This is a genomic window from Proteus sp. NMG38-2 (assembly GCF_020640995.1).
Taxonomy (GTDB): Bacteria; Pseudomonadota; Gammaproteobacteria; order Enterobacterales; family Enterobacteriaceae; genus Proteus.
The window spans coordinates 1,506,652-1,525,784 of sequence record NZ_CP085481.1; the positions used below are offsets into that span (position 1 = coordinate 1,506,652).

18 protein-coding genes and 1 tRNA gene are annotated in these 19,133 nt (G+C 30.0%); 11 read left to right on the forward strand and 8 right to left on the reverse strand.

Going from position 1 to position 19,133, the window contains the following annotated elements; genetic code table 11:
* Window positions 1-238 precede the first annotated feature (238 nt).
* Window positions 239-1,513 carry an amidohydrolase gene (locus LG402_RS07015; protein WP_166540131.1) on the forward strand — a complete coding sequence of 425 codons (1,275 nt, stop codon included), beginning with the start codon at window positions 239-241 and terminating at the stop codon, window positions 1,511-1,513.
* Window positions 1,514-1,564: 51 nt separating this feature from the next.
* Here the strand turns inward: LG402_RS07015 and LG402_RS07020 are convergent, their stop codons facing one another.
* Window positions 1,565-2,497, reverse strand: coding sequence for a LysR family transcriptional regulator (locus LG402_RS07020; RefSeq protein WP_227336678.1), 933 nt, complete (start codon window positions 2,495-2,497; stop codon window positions 1,565-1,567).
* 441 nt (window positions 2,498-2,938) lie between these two features.
* On the opposite strand from LG402_RS07020, the gene LG402_RS07025 reads away from it, so the two are divergent.
* On the forward strand, window positions 2,939-4,435 hold the full coding sequence (locus LG402_RS07025) for a C69 family dipeptidase (RefSeq protein WP_166540133.1): 1,497 nt from the start codon (window positions 2,939-2,941) through the stop codon (window positions 4,433-4,435).
* Between the two features lie 73 nt (window positions 4,436-4,508).
* On the opposite strand, the gene LG402_RS07030 is transcribed toward LG402_RS07025, so the two are convergent.
* Window positions 4,509-5,405, reverse strand: a complete 897-nt coding sequence (locus LG402_RS07030; protein WP_227336679.1) for an AraC family transcriptional regulator — start codon at window positions 5,403-5,405, stop codon at window positions 4,509-4,511.
* A gap of 375 nt (window positions 5,406-5,780) precedes the next feature.
* On the opposite strand from LG402_RS07030, the gene LG402_RS07035 reads away from it, so the two are divergent.
* From LG402_RS07035 to lpxL, 4 genes are all read left to right on the forward strand, one after another.
* Entirely contained in the window at window positions 5,781-6,113 is a 333-nt protein-coding gene (locus tag LG402_RS07035) for an MliC family protein (protein WP_166540135.1), read from the forward strand.
* Window positions 6,114-6,691: 578 nt separating this feature from the next.
* Window positions 6,692-7,549 carry an alpha/beta fold hydrolase gene (locus LG402_RS07040; RefSeq protein WP_227336680.1) on the forward strand — a complete coding sequence of 286 codons (858 nt, stop codon included), beginning with the start codon at window positions 6,692-6,694 and terminating at the stop codon, window positions 7,547-7,549.
* Window positions 7,550-7,974: 425 nt separating this feature from the next.
* Window positions 7,975-8,187 carry an RNA chaperone/antiterminator CspA gene (gene cspA, locus LG402_RS07045; protein ID WP_166540137.1) on the forward strand — a complete coding sequence of 71 codons (213 nt, stop codon included), beginning with the start codon at window positions 7,975-7,977 and terminating at the stop codon, window positions 8,185-8,187.
* Between the two features lie 456 nt (window positions 8,188-8,643).
* Window positions 8,644-9,573: an LpxL/LpxP family Kdo(2)-lipid IV(A) lauroyl/palmitoleoyl acyltransferase gene (gene lpxL, locus LG402_RS07050; RefSeq protein ID WP_227336681.1), complete on the forward strand. Its 930-nt coding sequence runs from the start codon at window positions 8,644-8,646 to the stop codon at window positions 9,571-9,573.
* 444 nt (window positions 9,574-10,017) lie between these two features.
* On the opposite strand, the gene LG402_RS07055 is transcribed toward lpxL, so the two are convergent.
* Window positions 10,018-10,326: a type 1 fimbrial protein gene (locus LG402_RS07055; RefSeq protein WP_166540139.1), complete on the reverse strand. Its 309-nt coding sequence runs from the start codon at window positions 10,324-10,326 to the stop codon at window positions 10,018-10,020.
* Window positions 10,327-10,848: 522 nt separating this feature from the next.
* Here LG402_RS07055 and LG402_RS07060 point away from each other — a divergent pair.
* The gene (locus tag LG402_RS07060; RefSeq protein ID WP_227336682.1) at window positions 10,849-11,601 is read left to right on the forward strand and encodes a class I SAM-dependent methyltransferase; all 753 of its coding nucleotides are present in this window, start codon (window positions 10,849-10,851) and stop codon (window positions 11,599-11,601) included.
* Window positions 11,602-12,219: 618 nt separating this feature from the next.
* On the opposite strand, the gene LG402_RS07065 is transcribed toward LG402_RS07060, so the two are convergent.
* Together LG402_RS07065 and LG402_RS07070 are read right to left on the reverse strand one after the other, a co-directional pair.
* Window positions 12,220-13,437: an SMI1/KNR4 family protein gene (locus tag LG402_RS07065; RefSeq protein ID WP_413685687.1), complete on the reverse strand. Its 1,218-nt coding sequence runs from the start codon at window positions 13,435-13,437 to the stop codon at window positions 12,220-12,222.
* Complete coding sequence (locus tag LG402_RS07070) at window positions 13,406-13,645, reverse strand: hypothetical protein (RefSeq protein ID WP_227336684.1); 240 nt, start codon at window positions 13,643-13,645, stop codon at window positions 13,406-13,408. Before LG402_RS07070 ends, LG402_RS07065 begins: the two co-directional genes overlap by 32 nt.
* A gap of 767 nt (window positions 13,646-14,412) precedes the next feature.
* Here LG402_RS07070 and LG402_RS07075 point away from each other — a divergent pair.
* Together LG402_RS07075 and LG402_RS07080 are read left to right on the forward strand one after the other, a co-directional pair.
* Window positions 14,413-15,348 (forward strand): 5'-nucleotidase, encoded by a 936-nt coding sequence (locus tag LG402_RS07075; RefSeq protein WP_227336685.1) that lies wholly within the window; start codon window positions 14,413-14,415, stop codon window positions 15,346-15,348.
* A gap of 260 nt (window positions 15,349-15,608) precedes the next feature.
* The gene (locus LG402_RS07080) at window positions 15,609-15,788 is read left to right on the forward strand and encodes a hypothetical protein (protein WP_109408870.1); all 180 of its coding nucleotides are present in this window, start codon (window positions 15,609-15,611) and stop codon (window positions 15,786-15,788) included.
* A gap of 148 nt (window positions 15,789-15,936) precedes the next feature.
* On the opposite strand, the gene LG402_RS07085 is transcribed toward LG402_RS07080, so the two are convergent.
* Window positions 15,937-16,458, reverse strand: coding sequence for a DUF1543 domain-containing protein (locus LG402_RS07085; protein ID WP_227336686.1), 522 nt, complete (start codon window positions 16,456-16,458; stop codon window positions 15,937-15,939).
* 158 nt (window positions 16,459-16,616) lie between these two features.
* Between LG402_RS07085 and LG402_RS07090 the strand changes: the two genes are divergently transcribed.
* On the forward strand, window positions 16,617-16,796 hold the full coding sequence (locus LG402_RS07090) for a hypothetical protein (protein WP_109408872.1): 180 nt from the start codon (window positions 16,617-16,619) through the stop codon (window positions 16,794-16,796).
* Between the two features lie 283 nt (window positions 16,797-17,079).
* Window positions 17,080-17,436, forward strand: a complete 357-nt coding sequence (locus LG402_RS07095) for an MmcQ/YjbR family DNA-binding protein (RefSeq protein ID WP_109408873.1) — start codon at window positions 17,080-17,082, stop codon at window positions 17,434-17,436.
* Between the two features lie 212 nt (window positions 17,437-17,648).
* On the opposite strand, the gene LG402_RS07100 is transcribed toward LG402_RS07095, so the two are convergent.
* On the reverse strand, window positions 17,649-18,230 hold the full coding sequence (locus LG402_RS07100; RefSeq protein ID WP_166540142.1) for a hypothetical protein: 582 nt from the start codon (window positions 18,228-18,230) through the stop codon (window positions 17,649-17,651).
* 621 nt (window positions 18,231-18,851) lie between these two features.
* Window positions 18,852-18,961, reverse strand: a tRNA-OTHER gene (locus LG402_RS07105).
* Window positions 18,962-19,133 lie beyond the last annotated feature (172 nt).

Sequence of the window (19,133 nt, forward strand, 5' to 3'; positions counted from 1 at the left end):
CACTAAACACAAATATGACTTTAGTGGCTATCTTTTATTCCTTATTAATTGATTTTACTCGCTATTTTCCACGTTCTTATTTAAACAAAATCATAAAATAGCCATGCTTTAAAAATGAGCAAAATGGCGATGAGATCACATCTACGCACATAACTATTAGATTATGATTCTTATAATTTATTGATTATATATTTTTCTTGTTTGTTAATTGAGGTTTACTTTTTATAAGGGAAAAACAATGCAGCCGATCCAAATAAATAAATTAATAGAGTGGCGTAGGACTTTTCACCAATTTCCAGAAATTGGTTGGACCGAGTTTGTGACAACGGGCACGATAATTACGTTATTGCGTGACATGGGGGTTGAGGTTAAAGCTGGGCCTCATATTCTTTGCCAAGAAAGTATTTTAGGTCGAGATGAAAAACTCGTAAAAGAAGCAATCAAAATTGCCAAAGAAAAAGGGATCAGTACTGAGTTATTAGCCGAAATGAATGGTCTTACAGGATGTATGGCTATTATTGATACAAAAATACCTGGTCCTACATTCACTTTTCGTTTTGATATTGATTGTGTTTATGTTCAAGAATCAAATGATGAAAATCATCTACCTAATAAGCAGGGTTTTGCTTCGTGTCGTTCTGGATTAATGCATGCTTGTGGTCATGATGGACATACTGCAATAGGGCTTGGTTTAGCACATTGGTTAAAACAAAATATTCACATTTTAAGTGGAAAATACAAATTAATATTTCAACCTGCAGAAGAAGGGGTGAGAGGTGCTAGAGCAATAAGCGACAGTGGGATTTTGGATGATACTGATTACTTTATGGGAATGCATATTGGATGTAATTTAAAAAAAGGTGAAATTGCACTCGATCCTTTTGATTTCCTTTGTACAACTAAATTAGATATTTCTTTAAAAGGAAAAGTAGCTAATGCTGTCGATGAGCCAGAAAAAGGAAATAATGCATTAACTGGAGCCTGTTTTTTAGCTAATGAAATATTAGCAACACCAAGGCATGGTAAAGGCATGACGAGAGTAAATGTTGGAACTTTAATTGCAGGTGAAGATCGTAGCCTTATTCCTAGCTCGGCGAAGATGCAACTGGAAGTACGTGGACAAGATGCTGAAATAACAAAATATTTATTTGATAATATCAAAAAATATACTGCTGGTATCGCATCTTCTTATCACTTGGAAACGAAAATAGAAATTACTGGTGAGGCAACAAATTTTAGAAATGATCTTGAAATGATAAACCTCATGCAAGGGATTATCGATACACATCCAGAATTATTAAATGTCACATTACCTTTGGGGGGGAGTGAAGATGTCTCACTGATGGTAAGAAGAGTACAAGAAAAAGGTGGAAAAGCGATATTCTTTTTAGTAGGTGCAGATCAAAGAGACGGGCATCATAAAGAAAAATTTGATATCGATGAAGAGGCGCTCTCCATTGGTTTAACACTTTTTACTGAAGGTGTTTTATCTATTCTTAATATACGTAAATAATAGAAAGGTCTCTTCTATTTGCTGATGTTGCATAGAATGAGACCTTAATAACTATTTAATGGATATTGAAAATAATGAGTTTTTTGGTTGATTCTCTTGGATAAACTCAATATAGAGTTGAGTTTCATGTTCTGTTTTTTTCGATGTAAAGAAACAAATATTGCTCTTAATTGTTGGCGTAATTTTCTTATAAATAACACCTTCAGTTTCAATAATAGGAAATGAATTAATTAAACTTATTCCTAATTCATTTTTTACAAATGTTATTGCTGTTTCTTGATCTGAGACTTCAGCAATAATATTAGGTTTAGAGTTTGATTTATGAAGCATTCTGTCAATAACGGTACGGCCAATATTGCTTTTAACTAATGCAATAAAAGGTTGATCATGTAAATCATCTAATGTGAGCGTATTTTTTGTACATAGTTTATGCGATTTAGGCATAGCACAAATAATTTGAGTTTCTCTCATTGGTATTTGTGTCAAATTATAATTACTATTAATTGTCATATTGTCAGTAATGGCAATATCGGCTTGTTCTTTTGCAATTAAAGACAATAACTGTTCACTTCTAGATATTTCTAAATGAACATTAACTTGATGTTTTTTAATAAAAAGAGCAGTGATTTTATTTATAAATCCATAAGCTAGTGTTGGGGGAACTAAAATGCGTAGACTTCGTTTTTTTTCTTGGTGATGAAAATGGCTTAGTCGACTGAAAGATGCGGCTATGTTGGTGATTTCTTCGTAGAGTAATAGTGCATCAGAGTTAGGTATAAGTTTGTTATTTTCACGAGTGAATAATTGTTTACCACAACGCTTTTCTATCTGATTTAATGTTTGGCTTACTGCGGGTTGAGAAATACCTAGTTGCTCTGCAGCATTAGTCACACTCCCATAGTCGATCACCGTTTGTATAATTTCAAGGTCGCGCAATGTAGCCCACCCTCCTGACCAAGAGGTTCTTTTTATATTAACTGCCATCGTGTTTTTTACTTTAGTCTGTTTATCTTATATACGATTATACCGTTAATAGGATAATTATTAAATAATAGTTATGAAGGAAGCATTAGTGTTTTTTTATTAACACAGATTACTATTGCATTTAATGTATTATTATTATATTTAATATAATAAACTCTTATTATAAATAAAATTAGCTTAGATTACATTTCTAATGAAATTAATAACAATACTTTATCTTATTTATATTTAAATATGTCCATAGATAAATCCCATTGATATTAATATGATACATTTAATTAATTTTTTATTTCAAAATATAATGACCATTGAGATATAAATCACGGTAATGGGCTCTTTTTCATTGTTAATATTCTACGTCCAATTATCTATCTGGTTTTTTATTTCTTAAGGTATTTAATTGATATACAAATTATAAATAACAAGCAAATGGGGAGTTTTATGTCTTTTTTCAAAAAAGGTATTATTGCCTTATCAATTAATATTGCATTAGTTTCATCTGCTTTGGCCTGTACCACATTATTAGCTGGAAGTGAGGCAACAAATGATGGCTCTTTAATTATTGCTCGTAGCGCAGATAGCGATGCATTAAAAGCGCAACATTTTGTTATTCATCCTGCTAAATCAAATCAAATAGGAACTTACAGTACAAAAGAACACAACGGCGCTAATAACTTTACGTACCCATTACCAAAAAATGCATTACGTTATACTACTGTTCCAAATTGGAAAACACAGCTACATGGCGCAACAGGGTTTAACGAGCTGGGGGTTGGCGTTAGTGGCACCGAGTCTATTTTTGCTTCACCCAAAGCACTTTCTTTTGATCCTTATGTTGAAGATACAGGAATAACTGAAGATGATATTCCTGATGTGCTACTTTCAAGAGCAAAAACAGCGCGTGAAGCAATCGAATTATTAGGAAGTATTATTGAAACACAAGGGGCTGGAGAAGGATTTGGAGTTGCTGTTGTTGATAAAAATGAACTTTGGTATTTAGAAACAGGAACAGGACATCATTGGATTGCACAAAGATTGCCTAAAGACAAATATTTTGCGACAGGTAATCAAGGCAGACTACAAGCTTATGATATCAACAGTGAAGATATATTAGGCTCTAAAAATTTAGTGGAATTTGCGATTGAAAAAGGGCTTTATAATCCTGAAAAAGAGGGAGCATTTAACTTTTCTAAAGCGTATACCCGTGATGATGAGCGAGATCGTACCTACAATGACCCTAGAGTATGGATCATTCAGCAACAATTTAATCCATCGTTAAAGCAAGCAGTTGATGATGGGCGCAATTTTGCCCCTTTATTAACACCAGAAAAAAAAGTGTCTATTGAAGAAGCGAAGACTATGTTGCGTAACCACTTTGAAGGAACCAAACATGATCCTTATACCAATGGATTAAATGGTAAAGAGCCATGGCGCCCAATTAGTGTATTTAGAACTTATGAAGCACATGTAATGCAAGTTCGTCCAGAGCTTCCTCAAGAAATAGGTGAAATAACTTATGTTGGGTTGGGGATGGCGGATTTAACTGCATTTGTTCCATATTACAGTGGACTAAAAGCTTATCCTCAACATTATGGAATAGGTACAAATAAAGCAGATAGCGATTCTATTTATTGGAAATATCGTAAATTACAAACATTAGTGATGACAGACTATCCAAAACTTGCACCAATAGTAAAAAAAGCCTACCAAGAATGGGAAGAAAAAACAGCACTAGAGCAAAAAGAAATGGAAGCTAAATATCTTGCTATGGTTAAAACCAATAAAGCGGGTGCAGATAAAATGTTAAATGAATTTAATTTACGAGTGATGGCGAGTGCTGAGTTATTGACCGAAAATTTAACAAATGAATTATTTACTATAAAAACAAAAGATATTCAAGATGATATTTTCTTTGCTAATAAGTCTAAAAAAGACTAATAGAGAAATGTTGCTTTAAATACAATCTAGACAAAAGATCCCAAGTTGTTGGGATCTTTTTAATAATAGGCGATTAAATAACAGGAATATAGTAGCTAATTTTTTGCAAATATTGCCCACTTTGATCAAGTAATTTATCGTAACTCACAGGCTCTTTTAGTGTATATCGTTCAATATCAGGGCCAGGTCTACGTAATAAATTCATTTTTGGTAATACTTTAGTATATACCGTATAAATAATGTCATCATAACCCGTTAATGAATCTAAAATTTCATCCATATGAAAAGTAATTTCTAGGTAATTACCGCTGGGTAATTCTAATTGTGACATTGCTGAGACATTAGATGCCGTTGATAGCTTTTCTTTATCAACTGCGGTGTTATAAATGTACATGGTGTCATCTAATGTGCTTGCAGATGCTCTGTGCATTGCATATAACTCAGTCGGTATTGTATGTACATCTTTCAAAAATTTACGCCAAAACTCTTTTCTGAATTTTTTCTTGTCTGAATTCCACGTTGAAATGGGTTTGTTATACTGGTGAGACATGCCGGCTAATTTTAGAGAAGGGAAGGTAACGACTTCATATTTGGCACTTAGCTCAACAGTTTCTAGTGCTGGAAAAATAAGCTCACTAATATCCCAACCTGGTTTTTTTCTATACTCAGAAGGGGTGATATTAAATTGTTTTTTAAATGCACGACAAAAGGTTTGCTGGGAGTCAAACCGATATTTCAGTGAAATATCTAGCAGACTGCAACGTGTTATACGTAAGGCATAAGCACCACAAGATAAACGTCGGGCGAGTATGTATTTTCCTAAAGATATTCCTGTATATGCTTTAAATAAGCGCTGAAAGTGCCACTTTGTATAGCCTGATTTTTCAGCAACGATATCTAATGATAAACGTGAATCAAGATTCTGCTCGATCCAAACAATGATATCTTTAACAACATTCTCTTGGAGCATGAATATTCCTATTATTTTTCTCTATCGATATTTTTCAATAAGATCGATTTAATTTATTGAACTACAATAAATATATAGGTGCTAGGATAATAGCATATCGTATAGTGGTAGTTGCATTGAATAAAGTAAAATAGGCGAGTATTAATGTAAAGTTATGTATTGCAAATTATTTGAATTAAATTTGATTTTAAATAAAAAAACAATTGTTGAAGTCATTAATCAATGATTGATGTTTTTATTAAAATTAAGGTTTTATTAAAATAAAGATAGATATTTTTGTTTTCATCAAATACGGAAGTATCCTATTTTGTCTTTAAAAGAAAGTGCCTAGCTTTATTGTATTAGTGAAATTCATTGGTTATTTTAGGAGATATGATGAATAAGTTATTTTCTATTTCGGCTATTGCTTTAGTATCATCGTTAATGGCAGCCCCCGCTTTAGCCGCTAAAACGGATACTTATAATTGTGAAGGTCAGAAAATTAGAGTTTCTTTTCCGAATGAACAGCTCGCTGTTATGTACTACAACGATGAAATTATTGTTTTACAAGAGGCTGTTGCTGCGAGTGGTGCACGCTATGTTGGTGAAAATTTCCAAATATGGGGAAAAGGGCAAGATGAATTTAACCTTGCTACCATTTCAGAAGATGATGCTATTAATGGACGTGTCGCTGAAGATAAAGGGCGTACGTGTGAATTAGTAAAATAGCTTCGTTATAGCATTAAAAATAAAGGGAAGTATAACTTCCCTTTTATTTAAATAATCAGGTTGAATATAAAACATTCCCATACTATACAATGAGCTTTAATATATTTATTATCAATTTAGTGGTTTTTAAAAATGAAAAGATAATAAATATATTTATATAACTATAATAATCTCAGTGATATTAAATATATCGGTGCTTTTACTGTTAATTTAAAAAAGAAAAAATAAACTATTTTTTATATTTAATAAATAGTAGAGAGAAATTATTGAATTAAATTAACGTGTTTACAATCATCCTGAAGAGGTGAACCCATTGCGATATTGTACTTAAGCAGTGATAACAGTACCAATAAGCACTTAACGAATGGGTACATTTTAGTTATACTGTTTAAAATAAACATAAAGATTATTCATTTTTTATCATTAATACTACTAGAAAATTTATTGTGAGTTTATATGAAATCTTATCCTTAGCTAGTCTCATATTAGTTCTTAAAAGTTAAATTTAGAAAATAATACACCACTATTTAATATGGTGGATGTTGTGATATTAAAAAATTAATAAGAGAATAAATCTAATGAAAGTTAAAAACTCAAGAAAATATAATGTAGTGTTACCTGATAATAGAATTCTAGCGTGGTATGAGTCTGGACCAGAACAAGGTAAACCAGTAGTATTTTGTACTGGTGCAGGTATGAGTGGTCTATTAGGTTTGGATGTTGAATATCTAAATAAGCTTAATATCCGTTTAATTACTCCAACTCGTCCAGGATTAGGTGATTCAACGTTCGATCCTCATAAAACGCTAAAATCTTTTTCTCAAGATATTTTATTTTTACTCGAACATCTTAATATTAAAAACTTTGATGTAATGGGATTTTCTCAAGGGGCTGTATTTGCTATGGCACTTTGTTTTTATTGTCATGTAGACAAATTAGTTGTTGTCGCGGGACAAGATCAATTTGATTATCCTGATACACGAAATCAACTCACAGAAGAAGTTGCTAATATGCAACAGCAGGCGGTTAGTGCTCCTGATGTATTAGCTTCTTGGATTAAGCAAAATATATCAGCTAATTGGTTAATGAACTTTATTTTAAATTACAGTGCAGATGTTGATTTAGCTGTTTATCAATCGATAGATTTTCTTCCAGTTTATCAAGAATGTATGACAGAAGCTTTTAAACAAGGTAATGAGGGATATACTCAAGATCTTCTTATTGCTATGCAGCCATGGGGTTTTTCACCTGAAGACATAAAAACGCCAACAACATTATGGTATGGCATGAAAGATACGAGTACCGTTCATTCTCCTGATTTTGGAGCATTGTTGTTTCAACGTTTTCCTAATGCACAACGATATTTATGGACAGAAGAAGGTGGATCACTTCTGTGGACAAAAACTGAAGATATTTTATTAGCATTAATTGACTAAAATTAAATACTATATTATTGATGGAGTAGATATTGTTTATTTAAAAAAATAACAGTATCTACTGTTTTAAGTTATATTTAATCGATTTACTTCAGATTCACTGAAAAATACAAATATAAATATGGACTTTGATTGAGTGGATAATTGTTCTTATATTATAATTATTTTCTAAATTGTCGTTTTGATATTTTTTTAAAAATAAATTTGAAAATAATTTGCTATAAACCGAATTATATGACTTAATAGCGCCACTGGTTTGGAAGTACAGACCTATTTATGTTAGTGCAGTTTTAAGTAGTTCACCGTTTAGCGTTATCCATGATACCTCTTCGTTGCGAATTCCTTCAAATAGTGACCATAAGTAAAATCCGAAATCAAACCGCAAACAATGCCTTATGGCAAAATAATTAATTAAAGGAAATCTTATGTCTAATACAATGACTGGTACAGTAAAATGGTTTAACGATGATAAAGGCTTCGGTTTTATCACTCCTAAAGATGGTAGCAAAGACGTATTCGTACACTTTTCAGCTATCCAAAGCGAAAGCTTCAAATCTCTAAAAGAAGGCCAAGAAGTTTCATTTTCTATCGAAAGTGGCGCTAAAGGTCCTGCAGCAGCGAACGTAATCGCTCTGTAATATTGAGTCATTATTGCAGTAAATATTGCTTAACGCAGTATTAATACTGATAAGACCAATAAAAACCTCACCTCGGTGAGGTTTTTTGTATTAAAAAACCTCATTATTTTATTTTTTATATAGTAATATAGATTTAAAACAACCTTATTAAGGTTATGTAAATGTTTAAAATAAATAATTTTAATTATTAAAAAATTTGCTTTAATGATTAACTTTTTTAGCAAAAAAATAGTTTAAATAATAATAAAATTCCTATAATGCTGAAATAAAGATAGTAAGATATTGCTTTCTCAATGAAAAGAAAGAAAAAAACTTCATTAGAATAGAAAGATATCAGATAAATCATAAAAAATAATTTAAAGAAAAATATAAAATTAATATTTAATGACTTATCTAAAAAAAATGCTGTCTAATTCAATGTGGCTTAAAAGCTTTTAGTTCTCAAAGGACAAACTAGTGTACGCTAAAAATTTTTTTTCATTGCATCTGTTACACCCAAAATATTTTTTAACTTGGTTTGGTGTTTTTATTCTTTTTCTATTAGTACAACTACCTTATTCTTGGTTACTTTTCTTGGGTAAACGTTTAGGGTTATTATCTCGTTTTTTTGTAAAAAGAAGAGTTTCTATAATAAAGCGAAATTTAGAGCTATGTTTTCCTGATAAAGATCAACATGAAATAAATAAACTCGTCATGGATAATTTATCTTCACTTGGTGTGGCTTTATTTGAAACAGGAATGGCTTGGTTTTGGAGTGATCGCCGATTAAAAAACTTTTTTGAAGTGCAGGGAATATCCAATTTCACAAATGCTAATGAGAAAAATGCAGGGATTTTATTAATCGGCATACATTCAATGTCGCTAGAGTTGGGTGGGCGTATTATGGGGCTTTGCTTCTCAGTTAATGCCATGTATAGACCGCATAACAATAAAGCGATGGAATATATCCAAACTAAAGCGAGATGTCGTTCTGATAAAGGGATGATAGATAGACGTAATTTAAAATTTATGGTTATGGAGTTAAAAAAAGGAAAGGCAATTTGGTTTGCTCCTGATCAGGATTTTGGTTTGAAAGGAACCACTTTTTCACCTTTCTTTTGTGTCGAAAAAACATCAACTTCAAAAGGCGTTGCAATATTAGCCAAATTATCAGGAGCACCTTCTTTGACTGTAACGCTGGTTAGAAACGAAAATAAAAAAGGTAAACAATACAGTTTGATTATTGGTGAGGAGTTGGTTAATTACCCTAGCGATAATATTCAAAACGATACAGATAGAATGAATAAGTTGATTGAAACAGAAATCATGAGGGCACCAGAACAATACTTATGGGCCCATAGACGATTTAAAACACGACCAGCAGGTGAAACGAGTTTCTATCACTAGTCTATTTATAAATGAGTAAATAAAAAAAGACCAACACATAATGTGTTGGTCACAGTAAATACTGGAAGCAATGTGAGCAATGTCGTTGTAAAAAGTTGAGCAAAACACTCAACTATTCACAAGTTAAAAGATAATCATTATCAATTGACTTGTCAACCCTTACGTTTGTATGGATTAATGAAAATGCAAACAAAAGGGATAGAATGGAAAATAAAAAGATAAGAAAAAAGAAGATAAAAAAAAGAATAGAGTTAGCAGGTATATAAGTTAACTATACCTGCTTAATATATTATGACCATAATAGAAAAATACCATTTATATAAATATAGTAATAACTTCTAATGCTCGAAAAATATATACTCATTATTTAATGATAAATAATTTATCCAAAATATTCAGAGATTAATATCTATTTAAAATATAGGATTAGAGAAAATGTTAATTTTAATTATATATTATATCCATTATAGCTAAGTTTTCACCAATCCAATTTATATTCATTGAACCTTTATTTTCATTTAATTTAGTATTGAACATTTTATTTGGTTCAATTTTATGCTGTATTTCTTCCATTTCAACACCATTCCAGCAGTTTGTTTTAAATATATTTCCGATAGAATCAATCATACAATTACCTTCTACTATAGAGCCTGTAAAGGTAATTGTTCCTGAACCAATAACCTTATTATTTGCAAGGGTGGGAGCTGATAATAAAAGTGTTAAACAAGCTACGATAATAAGATTCTTTTTCATTTTATATTCCTTAATATTATTTTATTGGTCAAATTTAGTAATTGATCTCTTTTGTGAAAGATCTGTGTTTTTCGTTCTGAATGATGGAAGGAATATTAAAGAAAAAAAATATATCAATCTGTAAAAAAATTTGATGGTTAATGACAACTATATAAATATTTATGAATGAATTTTTGAATGCTTCAATAATAGAATAATAATTAAAATTAGAAATGGCTTACGTAACCATTTGAATAATATTAACTTGATAAAATTATCTTTATTTTCATTAATAAGTTAACTTTATTTAACATAAGTTATGTTACTTAATTTTTTTATGATACATTTTGTTGTCAAAACAAAAAATTAATAATTTAAGCTATTTCAAGATGACAATAAATTTGTCAAAATATTTCCACAAAGTTACTATAAAAGTAAAAATTATATCTTTACTTGATGATTTCTATTTAGTTGAGTATTGATATTTTAATTTATCACTTTATTATCATTAAAAATAAATAATAAAAAGAGAATAGAATATTTATGCAGAGTTATCATTCGTTATCAGCCCAAGTTTACCAAATAGATAAACCTATAGGATGTAGTTTTGGTGACGTAGAATATTATCAAGAACGTCTTAAGGATGTTAATGGTAAAATTTTAGAACCTGCTGTGGGAACTGGGCGTATTTTAATCCCTTTATTAAAGGCTGGATTTAATGTAGAAGGGTTTGATCTTTCAGATGAGATGCTTTATTTCTGTATGGAAAATTTAAGAAGTAATGGATATTCTCAAGATAAAGTGACTAAAGATAATTTGTTGACATTCCAAGTTGAGACACGCGTTGATGCAATAATTATTCCGACAGGAACTTTCTTATTGTTAGATAGCGAAACAAAAGCACTACAGTCACTTCAGCAATGTTATAACGCATTAAATCCAGATGGACGTTTGTTAATTGACATTAGTTTGGCGCATACCTTTACTAAAGGCCAATGTTCTAGTCGACAATTCGAAACGCCGGAAGGGGATTTAATTACCTTACAGATAGTAAATGCCGAAATAGATTATATTAATCAATTAACAGTATCTCATCACCGTTATGATAAATGGAGAAATGGAAAAATAATTGAAAGTGAATGGGAAGTGTTTAAATTGAAATGGTTTGGTGTGTATGAATTTAGACGGCTCCTTGAATCTATTGGCTTTGGCAAAATAACAATTTCTGGAGATTATCAATATTTGTGCGAACCAAATAACGAAACAGAAATTATTACTTTTGAAGCTTATAAATAAAAAGAAAATAGGATATTGACAATAAGGCCATAACATTATGGCCTTTTTAATGTCATTAGTAGTTTTTCTGCTTTTTTGAAAAGATCAAATGTTGTCTTTGCTATGAATGAAAAAAGAAGACAAGAGAACATTAAATTTGAAAGAAATAGTGATTTTATTTGTCAGTATTAAAGTGAGTTCTTAAGATAAAAAAATCCCCGCACTAGGCGGGGGAAAATTAAATATCTATCAGTGATGAAATACTGAAACCAATAGTAAGGGAAAAAAAGATATCAATCTGTAACAAACTTTTAAAAAAAATAATGAAAATAAGTGTGATATTAAAAGTATTTCTTGAAAAAATCATAGTTACTTGATGTTTTTATAATGTAATTAATTGTTTTTAATTGATTTTTAATTTATTGGGAACATTGGATTGGAGCATATAACTAATAATCATGTTAATTTAACAATAAAATTTATATACATTTATCTGAGAGTATTGATAAATTTCTTAATTTTTAGAACAACAAAAATACGTATTTATAATTATATTGGGTAAAAATCAGGCAATGACAATAATTGATTATTACCTGATTAGAATAGATACAAGAAGATAATAGGGTGTCTATCCATTAACTACCATTGTTTTACATCAATCATATTGTTTGATGGATATACCTTTGCGATATAAGAAGAGATATTATTACGAATATAAGGATTTTTTTCTTTAGGATACATTTTCCAAGCTTTTTTTAAATAATCCAATAGCTCACTATTGATATAATTTGAACTAGATAATGCCTGAATTGCGCCTAAGCTGATCTCTGCGTTATCAGAGATAGTTAGTTCAAAAAATGCTGAAATTTTATGTTTTAAATTAGCATCATGAGAGGCTGCATAAATAGCACTTCTTATGATTTCTACATTTTGATGAGTAAAGAAAGGCTGAAAGTCCTCAACAAAAATAGTATTTAGTTCTGTTAAAATGTAGCCGATAAAACGCAATGTATCTTCGTGATTGGTTACTTTAAGAATAGAAATAAGACTTTCTTTAAACTGTGCATACTGCTCTTTATACTTGAAGTAAATAATAGAAATAGCAATATCTGTTTTTTCATCATATGGAGCAATTAGTGCTCGTTGAATATGAGGTAAAGCGTGTTTTTTAAAATAGGTTGCTAAGACATTTAAAGATGCTTTATATAACTCAATATTTTCGGCTCGTAGTTGCTGCTCTAAAAAATACAGACTCCTATTTGATAATTCAGGTAGTTTTGTTAATGAGTTGATAGCATTGACTTTTTTAGTAATATCATCATTATCGTTGGCAAGACAAACTAAAATTTCTTCATTACCTCCCATACGATGACCAAACCAACTTGTGTCATAGCCTAAAATAACTTCATCTAACCAACGTTCATACCATTGTGTAAATGATGTCTCATAAGAAAATGTGTAGGGAGTATCTGAATTTACCCAATCAGATGTATATAAAATATGACCTTTATAATCACCATTCAACACTAATAAAAGATCGTATTCACAACCACAGGTTCCTAAATAGAGTGTACCTTGGTGGAGTCTATCGTAAATATTATCAAATTCTTCATCACTACAATCATCAGGTACATGACATAATGCTTTCCATTCCTCAATATCCATATTAGGGTTAAGTAAGCAGGGTAGTGCATAGTTTTTTATATCATGTCTAGCTATCGCGTCATCAAAAGCGTAGAGCCCATAATAAGGGCCTGCACCACCATAAGAACCTGTACCACCATGACCAATTCGAGTGATAAAGTTGATATAGTCCTGTGGAAATTTACATCCAGCTTTTTTTTTGTAACTGATCAGCTTTTTCTATAGAGAGTGGTGGGTTTAATTGATAGTTATGGCTATTAGCGCCAAATTCTTTGTGCTCGTGATCAACAATCGCAACAAGTATTAATTTTTCACGGATACGCTCAATAGGATTATCTGCATATTTCTTATTTATTTGTTCCCATTGCTGTAACGGTGTCAATTTGTTCTCTTTTTCAAAGAGAGATGAAATAAAACCCATAAATTAAAGTCCCTATTGATGATATGGTTTAAATCTAAAATGTTTGTTTAACAATCCGTTATGGTGGATAGAAAACCAAATATAAAATGATTTTCTTACTGAAGTTACACTATAAACTATTTTATATTTAATACTAAAATAGTATTTTTAGGTAATAGTTTTTTTATTTATTGTGCAATAAGAATAAATATACGATAGGTAAAAAAAAGACCAACGCTAGGAGAGTTGGTCAATAAATACTAGAAGCAATGTGAGCAATGTCGTTGTGAAAAACCAAGTAAAATACTCAACTATTCACAAGCTAAAAGATAATCATTATCATTTAATATGTCAACCCCAATAAGATTATGGTCACTATTTATTCACACTAAAAAACCAACAAAATAATTTAGTTGATAGAAACTAAAGTTGGTAATTTGTCAATTATAACAATGAGATCACTTTTTTCTGACTTAGTATTTATCGTATTCTCAATGCTTTTCATTTTTTTTATTTTATTGATTAAATCCTTAGCGTGTCGAGATCGTAAATGTATTGTTTTTTTAACCATGAGTCTTCTCCTTACTTGTAATAACCACTAGCATAATAGTGATAATACTTAAATGCAAATGATAATCAATATCATTTGCGTGTTTAGGGAGAGAATAAATTCTTGGTAAGATTGTGACATTGCCATATTCATACTTTATGTGCCGATTTTCTTATCTCAGGGCTATTAAAAAAATGATAGTATAAATAATAAAAAGCTCTAATAAGGAATTGACGCAATGGCATATGATTTAACAAAAAGATTAGTCATAGGGCTATCTTCTAGTGCGCTATTTGATTTAGAAGAGTCAGATAATATATTTCGTACTGAAGGTGAGGAGTCTTATCGAAAATATCAGCGAGAAATGCAAGATATTCCATTAAATAAAGGTGTTGCATTTCCGTTTATTAGCCGACTTTTAAAACTAAATAATATCAGGATTGATGATCCCTTGGTTGAAGTCATTTTATTATCTAGAAATGATCCTGATACAGGATTAAGAGTGATGAATTCTATTGAGCATTATGAGCTAGGGATCACCAGGGCTGTGTTTCTTCAAGGAAAATCACCTCATATTTATATTCCAGCCTTTGATATTGAATTATTTTTATCAGCAGATCATGATGATGTTATACAAGCAATTAAAGCTAATTATCCCGCAGGACAAATATTAGCAGGTCATATTAATGATGATAATGCAGATGAATTAAGAATTGCTTTCGACTTTGATGGCGTTATCGCTGATGATGAAGCCGAGGTTATTTACAAAACTTCGGGAGAATTATCACTATTTCATCTTCATGAAGCCAAAATGGTTGATACTCCTCATAACCCAGGGCCGTTAAAGAAATTTCTACTGCGTATTTCAGATATTCAAAAACTAGAATTAGAAAAAGTAAAGCAAGATCCTAGTTATGTTCCATTACTTAAGATTTCCATTGTTACTGCACGAAATGCGCCGTCTCATAAGCGAGTTATTAATACCATGAGAGCGTGGGGAATTTCTGTTAATGAAGCCTTTTTTATGGGAGGAGTAGAGAAGGCGAATGTGTTAAAGATTTTAAAACCACATATATTCTTTGATGATCAAAAATTACATTTAAAATCCTCGTCTGAGCTTCCTTCTGTACATATCCCATTTGGGATAGCGAACAAAGAGATAGATAATAAATAATTTATTATAGTAAAAAAGGTGTGTGATATTTATATCATACCCTATTTTTTTATTTTGTCTAATGTGGCCTTTATTTGAAATATTCTATTTATATTGTTTTATTTATTTTTTCTAAATAAAAATAAGTGTAAAATTGGATCTATTTTTATAGAAGTAGTATGGTGTTGGATGATTTATATATATTATAAATTAATAACGATTTATAGATATTTTATATTAAGAGGTATCTAACTAATTTAAATTAAATAAGGAAAATTGAAATGGATAATAATCATAGATTTTTTTCTGATGATGTATGCCCTAAAACTGCATTATATGGTCAATTTTATGGTGATAATCGCTATGCGGGCCGAGATTATGAACGAAAAATATATAATGGAAATAAATTCCCCAAAACTAAAAAAGGGTTTTATTTTAAAAAGTTAATGAATTTTAAATAATAAAAGCAATAAGCAATTAATATAAAGTCATTTTAAATAAAATATCAATATTATTTAATATGTGGTTAATTGATATTTAAAAATGAGTTGATGATTGCATAATTCGAGAAAATTACTACGCTCAAAATTTGTAGCGCAGTAAAAATCATTATTGACTTTTCTCAATACCAATCGGTTGATAACCTTGCCATAAAGGTTTGAAATGTTCACCTGAATTATTTGGTATTAGGTGAATGTAGTAATCACCGATTTTGCTTAATAAAATGCAATCATCAACATCTTTTAAATTATCTTTATGTTGTTGCTGGCTATCGACTAAAAGCGTTGTGATGGCTTTTTCTTTAGCCTCATTTGCTGATTGTGCAACAAATAAATCAAATTCGTGTAGTTCAGCTAGGCTTGATGGATGATAACCACCTACATTAACAAAGTATAACTTATTGTTATTGTTGCTAGTCTTATTGCTAAGACTGAGGCTAATATCAAATCCATCAACCCAAGTGATTTCAGTATAACCATCAATATGTACTTTATCTTTGTCACCAAACCATGCATCTCTTAATGCAGGCCAAGCATCTATAGGCTTTTCTGCTGCAACAAATTGAATATCGTGAACTTCGATATTTGACTTACCCGCATTGCCACCAACATAGAACATAAACAATTTCATTATTGCTTCCATTTTTTGTGTTTTTATCGATATATAATTTATTATATAACCATGTTGAGAGCAAGTGTAAAAAATGAAGATGATTGATTTTATGAACTAAATTATTCATTTTTACTCTAAGCATTTGCTATTAATTTAAAATATTATTTGGGGTAGATATGAGATTACTTATGCTTTTGAGTGTTTTTTTTATTTCTGCTTGTTCATCAACGGGAGCAATAGAATCTCAAGAAAGTAAAAGTCATAAAGAAGATCCATATTCTGATAGCACATTAAATAGTATTAAAACTAATCAGAATATTTATATTGAGCAACAACGTAGTAAAGGAAATTTTTAATCTGTTAAAATAAATGATTACTTCTTGGGCCACCTAAGTGGCCTTTTTATATACAAAAATATAAAATATGGCAATATTAATCAGAAGTTTTTTCAAATTTCCTGTATAAAAGTAAGGTATGCATTATTATTGTAATTGAGGGTATTGAATAATAATTCTATAAAAATAGTAAAAATAAAAGAGAGTATAGGGTAGATGAGCGATAAAAAAGAAAAAAAGTAATGGGATCTTAAGGCATACGGAGCTATATTTATATTCAGATAATCTATGAGATGAGGCTGTAATGAATAGAAAAGAATTAATTAATTATATTAAAGAAAACTATAATGTAGAGCCTGAGTATTTATGGATTAAATATCCTAATTATATAGTTTTTAGGCATAATAGTAATTCGAAGTGGTTCGCAGCTATAATGGATGTTCTAGAAAGCAAATTATTTGATAATGGTAGTAGCGATATAGTCGATATCATAAATTTAAAAGTTATGCCAAATTTAACGGGATCATTACGATTGAAAAAAGGAGTGTATCCAGCTTACCATATGAATAAAGAGCATTGGGTTTCTATTAGCCTCTCATCTGAATTTGATGATAGCGAGTTAAAATCTTTGATTGCTGAAAGCTATAATTTAACACAATAAATTAATAATTTTATTAATATAGCTTACTCAACTTTTAAACACTTTCTAACAATATGAGTTAAGCTATTGTCATATCTTCTATCATATACCTCTTTTCTGATTTTCATCTAACGTTAGTTATTTCAAATGTGCTTACATTTTCTATCTGAGCAAGCTTCTGAGAATGTAAAAATCGGTGAGTATATAATGATAGCTTGTTGGAGAATCATGATTTAATCATGATTAGAAAAAGCCTTTCTTATCATAATAATAGTTACTGCCCCCAAGAATATAATAAAGAAAATAAGTGAATTAAATATTAAAAAATTAATATCATTTTTTTTAAAATTCAACATTATCAATAACAAAAACAGAGAAAGTAAAAAGAATTTTTTGTTATTATTAATCATACAATATACGTAAGAAACAAAAATAGATATTAAGAGAAAAGAAAAATAAGCAATAAGAAAAGCAACAAATTCCACACTATTAAAAAAATTATAAGGTACATTTTCTTCATGGAATATAATTGTCAACACTATGGCGGTTGCTATAAAACTCATTGAAGTAAAGATCAAAATAACAAATTTATTAGTATATAAAAAAGATAGTTGTTTAAAATAAATAATTTTTATAGAAATTTCTAAAGAAGATACAAATACAACAATACCGATAAAAAAAATAACAGAAGAAATAACTAGCCAAATAATATTATTATAGCCAAATGTAGATATGCTCAGATAGAGTGATATCGTCAAAGATAATAATGGAGATATAAATGTTAACAACTTTTTGTTTTCTTTTTTGTTATTCATATTTCTATCCATTATAAAAACAACAGGATATCAATTAGATATCGTTAATGATAGCTGAGTGATTATATCACTTAGTCGGTTACATTGAGTATTATTATTTACCGCATTTAGTTTTATTAGATCTTCGATACAGTGAAGTGATTTTTGCTAACTAAGCTGGTTTATTTTATATGAGGCCGTATTTGATTTATCCAACGAGAAGAATATACGACTATTCAAAAATATACTTAATGTGATAACGCTAAGTATGCAGATTATTTTTTCATATTATTGCCTGTATTATTTTATGGAGCTTATGGTTTGATTAGCACAATAAAAAAGATATTACTTCTTTAACCAATAAAAGCTTTTTATATTACGCATCAAGTGTTTCTGGTTTTTTCTCTTAAATAATCATATCGGCCATTTAATTTCATTTTTTTAGTTCGCCAGCAAAATCTTTATTACATAAATTTAGTTAATGATTTAAGCGAAATTATAGCATAGAAACAGGGCGAGAATTGAGCTGTAACTCGGGTAAATCTGATGGGAGTTTTACCCCAGTTTTACCAAAGTTTTACCAGTAGCAAATTTTAGGTATAAAAAAACCAACCTTAAGCGGTTGGTTTTCTTAAATATTGTTGGTCGGCATGATAGGATTTGAACCTACGCCCCCCCATGAAACCGATTTTAAGTTATCTAACACTTTGATTGTAAATATAAATAATGCATTTGCATGTGATTACATACAGTGCCTAATATACAAAATATGCATTATAAGAATCAATGAGTTAAGGGGGTTTTACCACTATACTCATACCTGTTAGCTCAGGTTTGAGCTAACAGGTTTCATAGGTAGAATATAATTTAAACTTGCGATCTGATCTGAGCGAAGAACTGACATAAATACTTATGATTATGTTA

What these genes read in the sequence shown, in the direction of transcription:
- LG402_RS07015 (WP_166540131.1), top strand. Translation starts at nt 239, where the DNA reads ATGCAGCCGATCCAAATAAATAAATTAATAGAGTGGCGTAGGACTTTT.
- LG402_RS07020 (WP_227336678.1), bottom strand. Translation starts at nt 2,497, where the DNA reads ATGGCAGTTAATATAAAAAGAACCTCTTGGTCAGGAGGGTGGGCTACA.
- LG402_RS07025 (WP_166540133.1), top strand. Translation starts at nt 2,939, where the DNA reads ATGTCTTTTTTCAAAAAAGGTATTATTGCCTTATCAATTAATATTGCA.
- LG402_RS07030 (WP_227336679.1), bottom strand. Translation starts at nt 5,405, where the DNA reads ATGCTCCAAGAGAATGTTGTTAAAGATATCATTGTTTGGATCGAGCAG.
- LG402_RS07035 (WP_166540135.1), top strand. Translation starts at nt 5,781, where the DNA reads ATGAATAAGTTATTTTCTATTTCGGCTATTGCTTTAGTATCATCGTTA.
- LG402_RS07040 (WP_227336680.1), top strand. Translation starts at nt 6,692, where the DNA reads ATGAAAGTTAAAAACTCAAGAAAATATAATGTAGTGTTACCTGATAAT.
- cspA (WP_166540137.1), top strand. Translation starts at nt 7,975, where the DNA reads ATGTCTAATACAATGACTGGTACAGTAAAATGGTTTAACGATGATAAA.
- LG402_RS07055 (WP_166540139.1), bottom strand. Translation starts at nt 10,326, where the DNA reads ATGAAAAAGAATCTTATTATCGTAGCTTGTTTAACACTTTTATTATCA.
- LG402_RS07060 (WP_227336682.1), top strand. Translation starts at nt 10,849, where the DNA reads ATGCAGAGTTATCATTCGTTATCAGCCCAAGTTTACCAAATAGATAAA.
- LG402_RS07070 (WP_227336684.1), bottom strand. Translation starts at nt 13,645, where the DNA reads ATGGGTTTTATTTCATCTCTCTTTGAAAAAGAGAACAAATTGACACCG.
- LG402_RS07075 (WP_227336685.1), top strand. Translation starts at nt 14,413, where the DNA reads ATGGCATATGATTTAACAAAAAGATTAGTCATAGGGCTATCTTCTAGT.
- LG402_RS07080 (WP_109408870.1), top strand. Translation starts at nt 15,609, where the DNA reads ATGGATAATAATCATAGATTTTTTTCTGATGATGTATGCCCTAAAACT.
- LG402_RS07085 (WP_227336686.1), bottom strand. Translation starts at nt 16,458, where the DNA reads ATGAAATTGTTTATGTTCTATGTTGGTGGCAATGCGGGTAAGTCAAAT.
- LG402_RS07090 (WP_109408872.1), top strand. Translation starts at nt 16,617, where the DNA reads ATGAGATTACTTATGCTTTTGAGTGTTTTTTTTATTTCTGCTTGTTCA.
- LG402_RS07095 (WP_109408873.1), top strand. Translation starts at nt 17,080, where the DNA reads ATGAATAGAAAAGAATTAATTAATTATATTAAAGAAAACTATAATGTA.
- LG402_RS07100 (WP_166540142.1), bottom strand. Translation starts at nt 18,230, where the DNA reads ATGAATAACAAAAAAGAAAACAAAAAGTTGTTAACATTTATATCTCCA.